The organism is Thermovirga lienii, assembly GCF_036847465.1.
GTDB lineage: Bacteria > Synergistota > Synergistia > Synergistales > Thermovirgaceae > Thermovirga > Thermovirga lienii.
Genome location: NZ_DAITZW010000053.1, coordinates 1 through 6,987 on the forward strand (window position 1 = coordinate 1; position 6,987 = coordinate 6,987).

6 protein-coding genes are annotated in these 6,987 nt (G+C 40.9%); all 6 read right to left on the bottom strand.

The features are described from left to right. Nucleotides 1-393: 393 nt before the first annotated feature. Genes cas3 through cas6 form a run of 6 tightly spaced genes read right to left on the bottom strand, consistent with a single transcriptional unit; the run spans nt 394 to nt 6,978 of the window. Nucleotides 394-2,673: a CRISPR-associated helicase Cas3' gene (gene cas3 / locus V7Z69_RS09260; RefSeq protein WP_334139711.1), complete on the bottom strand. Its 2,280-nt coding sequence runs from the start codon at nt 2,671-2,673 to the stop codon at nt 394-396. Then, complete coding sequence (cas5b, locus tag V7Z69_RS09265) at nt 2,639-3,352, bottom strand: type I-B CRISPR-associated protein Cas5b (RefSeq protein WP_334139712.1); 714 nt, start codon at nt 3,350-3,352, stop codon at nt 2,639-2,641. The genes cas3 and cas5b overlap by 35 nt, the downstream gene beginning before the upstream one ends. Nucleotides 3,353-3,357: 5 nt before the next feature. After that, entirely contained in the window at nt 3,358-4,287 is a 930-nt protein-coding gene (gene cas7b / locus V7Z69_RS09270) for a type I-B CRISPR-associated protein Cas7/Csh2 (protein ID WP_334139713.1), read from the bottom strand. 14 nt (nt 4,288-4,301) lie between these two features. Beyond that, a complete protein-coding gene (locus V7Z69_RS09275; protein WP_334139714.1) occupies nt 4,302-4,796 on the bottom strand; it encodes a TM1802 family CRISPR-associated protein in 495 nt (164 codons plus the stop codon). Next, on the bottom strand, nt 4,793-6,292 hold the full coding sequence (locus tag V7Z69_RS09280) for a TM1802 family CRISPR-associated protein (protein ID WP_334139715.1): 1,500 nt from the start codon (nt 6,290-6,292) through the stop codon (nt 4,793-4,795). Before V7Z69_RS09280 ends, V7Z69_RS09275 begins: the two co-directional genes overlap by 4 nt. 20 nt (nt 6,293-6,312) lie before the next feature. Continuing rightward, entirely contained in the window at nt 6,313-6,978 is a 666-nt protein-coding gene (gene cas6 / locus V7Z69_RS09285; RefSeq protein ID WP_334139716.1) for a CRISPR-associated endoribonuclease Cas6, read from the bottom strand. Between the last annotated feature and the right edge of the window lie 9 nt (nt 6,979-6,987).

Consider the following 6,987-nt stretch of genomic DNA (forward strand, 5'->3'; position numbering starts at 1 on the left):
GAGTTGTAAGAGAATAAACATGTTTAAAACCCTTATAGGAAGAATCAAAACTGGGCACCGCCATTTGGCTTGTGCTTTGCAACTGCGTTTAAAACCCTTATAGGAAGAATCAAAACGCCAACTGTTCCTGCTGTTGATTATGTACAGCAGAGTTTAAAACCCTTATAGGAAGAATCAAAACCCGCACCACATTAGCCACCATCTAGGTTTGCGTGATAACCAAAACTACAAGCCTATTCAACTATCAAGGTCCTGCTTTTTGGTTAATGCCAGTAACTGCAAGGGTTTGTGACGTTTCAGTTCCGTTGTCGAAGCCCTAGGGTTTTAGCATTAGTGGGGATCGACACACTACATTTACAGTATAAAAATATTTGTGCGATATTCAATCCATATCTATAACAGGCTATCTACATTGCTCTTATCCAGAGGCATAAACCCAACATCCATACTGTAAACTATTCCTATTCCCTCCTTAGATAAAAACCACACATCTCTTCCTGTCAGTGAACGTAAGATGTGCTTTTCCCCTTCAATGACAATATTAGTGTGAAGCTTTTGTTCCCATTCCGCTACGAATTTTTCATCCACCTCAATCTTATACATCTCCAACTGCCTTGCAATTCTTTTTGCCCTGTCTATGTTCTCCAACCCTTTTTCTATGGCCTCAAGCTCTTTAAGAAGCGGTTGTAGCTCATCGTCCAGTTCTACATATACCGTCACACTGTTTTTTTGTTTGTCTTGTTTTATCAGTTTAGGTAAATCGTCCCAAATTCCTTGCTGTATTCGACTCCATATAGGTTCGTGGTTTAAGTTATCCAGCATGCATCTAAAATACTCATCGATCATTTTTGCTGTCTCTTTCTCATCAAACTCAGGATATTTAGAAAGCGTTTTTCTCGAAGCCTGCAAAAGTACAGGGTCATATATGTAACTACCAAAAATACAGTTTTTGTCCTCAGGATTCATCAGCTCAGCAACGACAACCTCTCCTGCATTTTCTTCATCTAAGAAATGCCTGTTGCACCTTCCAGCTACTTGAATAATGCTGTCTAAAGGACCTAAGTCTCTAAAAACCCACTCAAAATCCAAATCTACTCCTGCCTCTACAACTTGAGTGGAAATCAAATATCTTTTTACACCTTCTTTTTCAAGGCTTATCAGCTTTTTCAAAATCTCTCTTCTGTGCTTAGGCGCTACCCATGTGGACAAGAACAAAACAGGCCCCTCGTCCATAAGCCTGTCTTTTAACATGTTGTAAGCTTCAAGAGCACTCTTTCTGGTGTTCATCACTATCAGACCGGGACCTTTATCCAGTTTGCTTACGTTCTTCTCAAGCAAATCCGGAAGATCCTTTATAGAATAAACACCCGGTATAAACCTGCATTTATAACGGGAAGGCCTCCCTTTGTCTGCATCCTTCGGCGCAAGCTCCTCTCCCTCAACGATATGCGGCTGAGTAGCCGTCATGAATAGAAACGTAGTGTTCAGTTTTCTTGACAAGAAACTTAAGGTTTCACCAAACTCTTTCCATAACTGAGGATCTATAGTTTGAGGTTCATCCATGATCACAACGGAATTGCTTAACCTATGGAAGTTCATAGAATCATTTGCATGAGGACTGAACAAGGAAGTCCACAACTGCACCAGCGTAGTAACAGTGACAGGAGCATCCCAGTAACGAAAGAAACTCTGCATTCTTCTTTCCGGCGTCAAATCTTCTTCGTCCTTTTCCTGCTTACCTTTCTTTTTCTCATCTTCCTTAACATACGCTAAGCTATGATCCTCTTGGACATTATCTTTCCCGAAAACCTCTGAGGCTACTTGGGCATTCTGCTCAACGATACTAATAAACGGCAAGGCATATATAATGTTGCTAAGATTCATCTTCTTTGCCCACTTATAAGCCATTTCAAGCCCAATAAGGGTTTTCCCTGATCCCGTAGGCAGAGTCAAGGTAAAAATCCCCGGCAGAGAGACTGTTTCAGCTTTTTTTAGACACTCCTGCCTTACCCTGCTCCTCCACTCAGCCAGAGGAGCATTTGAAGGAAAAACTTTGGGCTTCCATTCCGGAATTGGGCCCATATTGATCCTTCGGATCCCCATGGCATCCATTCGGTCTGCTGTTACAAAGAGAGAATAAATAGTCTTGAGACGCAGCCAATCATGTACATAAGCAAGATCTTGAGCTGACATATCTAATATTTGCTCTGTAGGCAGTAGTCGGTCGTATAAATCATCTAATAGGCTTTGCGAAACTGCAAAACTCCAATTTGGAAGGAGCGAACTGATCGTTTCATTGACCTCATCAACGTCAAAATCGTCGTTGGCCCAATAATTACTAATGTCTGCAAAACTGTCGATCTTTGAATGATGCTTACGCACTGCTTCTGCGCAAATAAGGTCGCAAGTAGCAGAGAAAGTAAACCATGCAGAAATCTCTGCATGGAATACTTTTCCGCCTTTTTTCTGCAAATATCTTTGAAACTCCTTTTTAGCCTTGCCAAGGTCATGAGTCAAACAAACCCACTTAAGGTGCTCCTCGTCTACGGGTACACAATTCCTTCCTGACAAGGCTTTTGCCAGTTGCCATGTACCCATCAAGTGGTCCTTGAGCAAGCGCCCCGGGTGGCTTTCTAAATCACCAAGCAGGGAACCAAGCGACAACGTCTTCACCACATTTTGCAATTTCTAGCTCCCCTTTCTCCTTAAGGACTATCCCCTTATTGAACCTCACAGAAAACAGTACCGATATATATTGCAACGGCGTCCGTTCCTCATCCAGTCGAAAGGGAACTGTTTCCATAGCAAAAGCATCTGAGCCACGCACATCCACATTAAGATCTTGTCTGAAAGGGATCGCAGTAGTTACCCTAATCTCTTCGTTTTCTGAGACCTGCTCCTCGTTGAACCTGCCAATATATTCCAGCTCACATAACGCATATGCAACCCCTAAGTAAGGTGTGTAATAACACTCCCCTTTACTCAAGGCGTCATGCAATCTCTCTTCAAGAGGCCCTTTGACAAAAATTCTGTATTTCGGGTTCGATACAAATTGGTGTAACACTTGAATATGAGAGTCCAGCCTCTTTGTCTTCGTATTTAACAAATTGATGGTTGAAGTTTCCCATCTAATAGGATTGATTACCTTCAACGTCACCTGCGTTCCCGTCATGTGTCGCCAATATCGTGCACGGCACAAGTCGTTTGACGGCCCCTTGCTAATACCCAATATAGCTCCTATCATTCCGGCTATTGCGCTTGGCGGAGGGAAAGCATACGAAATAGAAGATGTTGTTGTGTATGGCCTGCGAAACATAGCTATATCGCCCGAAACATCAAAAACAACCGGCAAAGGGATCACCTCACCTCTAGCTCAAAACGCTCGCCTATGTTCTCCTGTATTTGTTCTAGTCCTTTTATCATCAAATCCTCATCTTTCCTTACTCTGATCCTATCAATTACATCCTTTTTAGCTACAATCTTTTCTGCCAACGGAGTTATATTCAAAACAACGTCTGAAAGAGACCTCAGACATATCTCTTCTTCAGCGGTAAACCCAGAATCGTCTCGCTTGTGAATAAACACTTTGCGGTGCATCATGCCAATTAGGCTGTTGTACCCTTCCTTATAAGTTACCTCCAGCAAGAGCCTCGGCATGTGCCCTATTTTGCTTCGGCTTATCAAGTTTTCATGGCCTGTCCATACAGCGTCAAAATGTGCATCTAGATCTTCAGAAGTAGCTCCGGTAGTTTCAGCAACATACTGATTCGCTATAGCATAACTGGCTATCAGAGCGAAGGGTACTATATATTCACTTCTAAAAGAACGTTGTTCGTTACCCTCCCGCGAGGCAAAAGCAGCCGTACCTTCAATGTTTTCTATATACACCCTATGTAAAGAGTAACCACGCATCCATTGTACGGGACCTGTCCATGACATGTGGTTTTTTGACCCAGAAGCATAAACCACGCCAAAAAGGCGGGTGTCTATACATGCCCCAAGAATATCCTCCGTTGCTTCCACATTTTTCCCTAACTGCAAACTTAACTCGCCACGTAAACTTCGCACCCTTTGATCAAGCGTTATAGGTTCCCCATTGATAAAAACGTGATGTCCGTCACGGATAAATTGATCTCTGATAGTTCTCTTTATTCTGACGTCCTCTACCCTTAAAATTCCCGTGTTAAGATCTTGACGCGGCATGTTGTTCCGTCTGGGATCTCCATTAGGATTAGCATCCTCTACACTATAAACAAAAAGTAATTCTCTTCTTTTCTTAAAACCCATAGCTTACCCTCCTTCTATTCAACTGGCAGATGCTCTTGTTTGCACTCTTCATTCGTATCCTTTAAATCCTGCTGTTCTTTAACTTCTTCAGTTTCTTGTTTCTCTGATTTTGGGAAGATCTTGTTAAAATAGGCTTCACATGCGTGTAAAAATCCAAAGGCAAATACAGCATTGTCTTGAGCATTAACGTCCAAATCAAAGTTCGTTTCCTGCCCCATGAATATCAAGTTCATTGCTTCTTCCGCTAACCGCATGATTCTACCCGGGTACGCAATGTTGTAGCCCCTTATAATGTTTGGGACGTTTGTCAATAAATTTAAAATGTCCCGCAGACACATTCGTCCAAAATTCATCTGCTTAAACAATGGAGTATTTAACATCTCATCCTTATTGTTCCCTGCCTGCTGGTATGCCAGCACACCTAAGACTACTCCTGCTAAAAACAACCCCTTACCGTAATTACTTTTCATATGAGGAGAGGTAAAGTCGTCCAAAAAATCAAGGTTCACAATATACACCTCCTAGATTGGTTGACTTTTTCTAGAAACTCCCAAACTATCATCATGCGGTTTTTTAATGTGAGAAGCTCTTCGCCAGCATAATGAAGGGAACGCCAATAATCAGAAGAATATATGTTTGGTAAAAAGCAGACTATTTTGTTTATCAGGTCTGTTGTGTCTATTACTTCCTCTTGTAGTAAGTTTTTTATGATTTCAAGAGATTTGTTCAGATATGATTTTTGCTTTTCCTTGTCACTTTCAAACCCTGCTAAAGCCATATAAAGTTCCATGATAGTCGTAACTGCGTTATATATATTTGGCTTGCCATGGAAATTTCGACTGTACAAAGGGAATTGGTTAACAGTCTCTTCCCATAAAGACTGCAATTTTTTCATTATAGAAGGATGAATATCATTGATTAAAAGATGAACCATTATCTGATCTTGGTTTTTCTCCCAAAAGAAAATGTGAAACATAAGATTATCGTTTTTTCTTGTATATCTGTCATAAATGTTCCGCTCTTTAGGCAAAATATTGCCAACAAACTCCGATACTATCGTTGTAGGGCTAAAAGGCGGTTCTGTAACTATGTCCATTGTTATATTGCCAATAGAACAAAGGCTAGAACTGCGACAATTCAACTCTTCCATTGCTTTCGATAATTTGGCATAACAATCTCTGCATATAGGCGAAGCCTTAGCAAATGCTTTTTTACTCTGAGAAAAGCTGCCGGGAGCAAACCCGGGCTTGTCAAACGTAGAGAATTTGAGAATATCGCTTAAAGGAGCGCTTTGATTCGTAAATTTACCGCAGCAAATGCAATTGGCAGCTTTATTGCTCGTTAGTCGCTCTTCCAGTTTTTGTTTGAAGTATGATACAAATGCTGGGACCTCTCCGGGAAACAGAAAACCAAATGGTGTTGCGCACCCGAACACAATAAGACATGGGCGTTGCTTGTTTGCGCATAGGTTATAAAGTGTATGACTATGCTGCACAAGCTGTTTCATTATGATGTCTACACTGCCCTTTGCAAGCGCACCTGCCTCCTCAAGATCCCTTAAGATCTTATTGTGAATTTTGTACAGCAAAGATTTCTTGTTTTTTGACCAATCCTCACTTTTGAGAAGTGAGTTTATTTGGTCTTTTATTTCTTTGGAATTGAAGTTTTTAAGTCCTGTATAGACCGGCGAATAGGACCATGGAGCATTAGCGCTCGCAGGAGCTTTATATAAATATTGTCTCCTGCTTGCTTGTAATGATTTTCTATCAATTTTAAACCAAGCAGTTTCTATATTTTTTATTCCTTTGACTTTTAATGGTTTAGCCATAGGATCTTCTACATCAAGCATAATCTTGACTAAAAAAGGATTTGCATACCTCTCTTCCCGCAACGACAAAGGCATCATGAGAAAATCATCTAGTTCTTTCCATTCAGGAGTAGCATTCGCTGAATCACGAAGCGAAGCAGTTTTACCTAATTTGTATAAGGCATCAAGAAAGCCCATTGTTGTTATCTTTTCCCTCCTTACCCATTCTGCTCTAATAGAGTTATACAACCCCACCCTGCGCTATTCTTAACACCTATGCCTGTATCTAACGCTACAGACAACAGTTCTTTAGGGCCTTTCAACACAAATCTTCCCCACCACCCCTTTATTGGACGAGGATCGTCAGCTTTAAAAAATGCTATTTGACGTCTTGGAGATTGCGAACGGCTTAAAGGACTGATGGTTACTGTACCTTCTGGAATAGGTTTGTCAGGATAAAGCAATTGATATTTTTGTTTCAAGTTGTTAAGTATTTGCTTTTGGAATTCCTTATCGGCGGGAGAAAAATAGCGCGTGTAAGGACTCCCATTTTCTTTGTATATGGTCGTATAACAACAAATAGGAGAAAGAGTATCTACAATTATCTCCTCACTGTCCACTGATTCTTCATAAACAACAAGCGACGTACAAAACACCTTGTTATCAGCCAAGTTGATCATGTTGATTATGTTAGACTTTGCAACGTTATGAAATATGTCTTCAATAATAGACAACAACGGAGAGGCTATCGTTATAGCAAAGCCATTAGGGAAAATCACATGTTGTTTATCAAAAAACTTCTTACCCTGAGGCCACGAAAAAGTAAAAAACTTAAACCTTCGCCCATCGATCTTGTAACCTTCGTCGTGGAGAAACTTAGCCAAGTTGCTAGA

Coding starts and splice junctions, on each gene's coding strand:
- cas7b (WP_334139713.1), bottom strand. CDS start 4,287: ATGGGTTTTAAGAAAAGAAGAGAATTACTTTTTGTTTATAGTGTAGAG.
- V7Z69_RS09280 (WP_334139715.1), bottom strand. CDS start 6,292: ATGGGCTTTCTTGATGCCTTATACAAATTAGGTAAAACTGCTTCGCTT.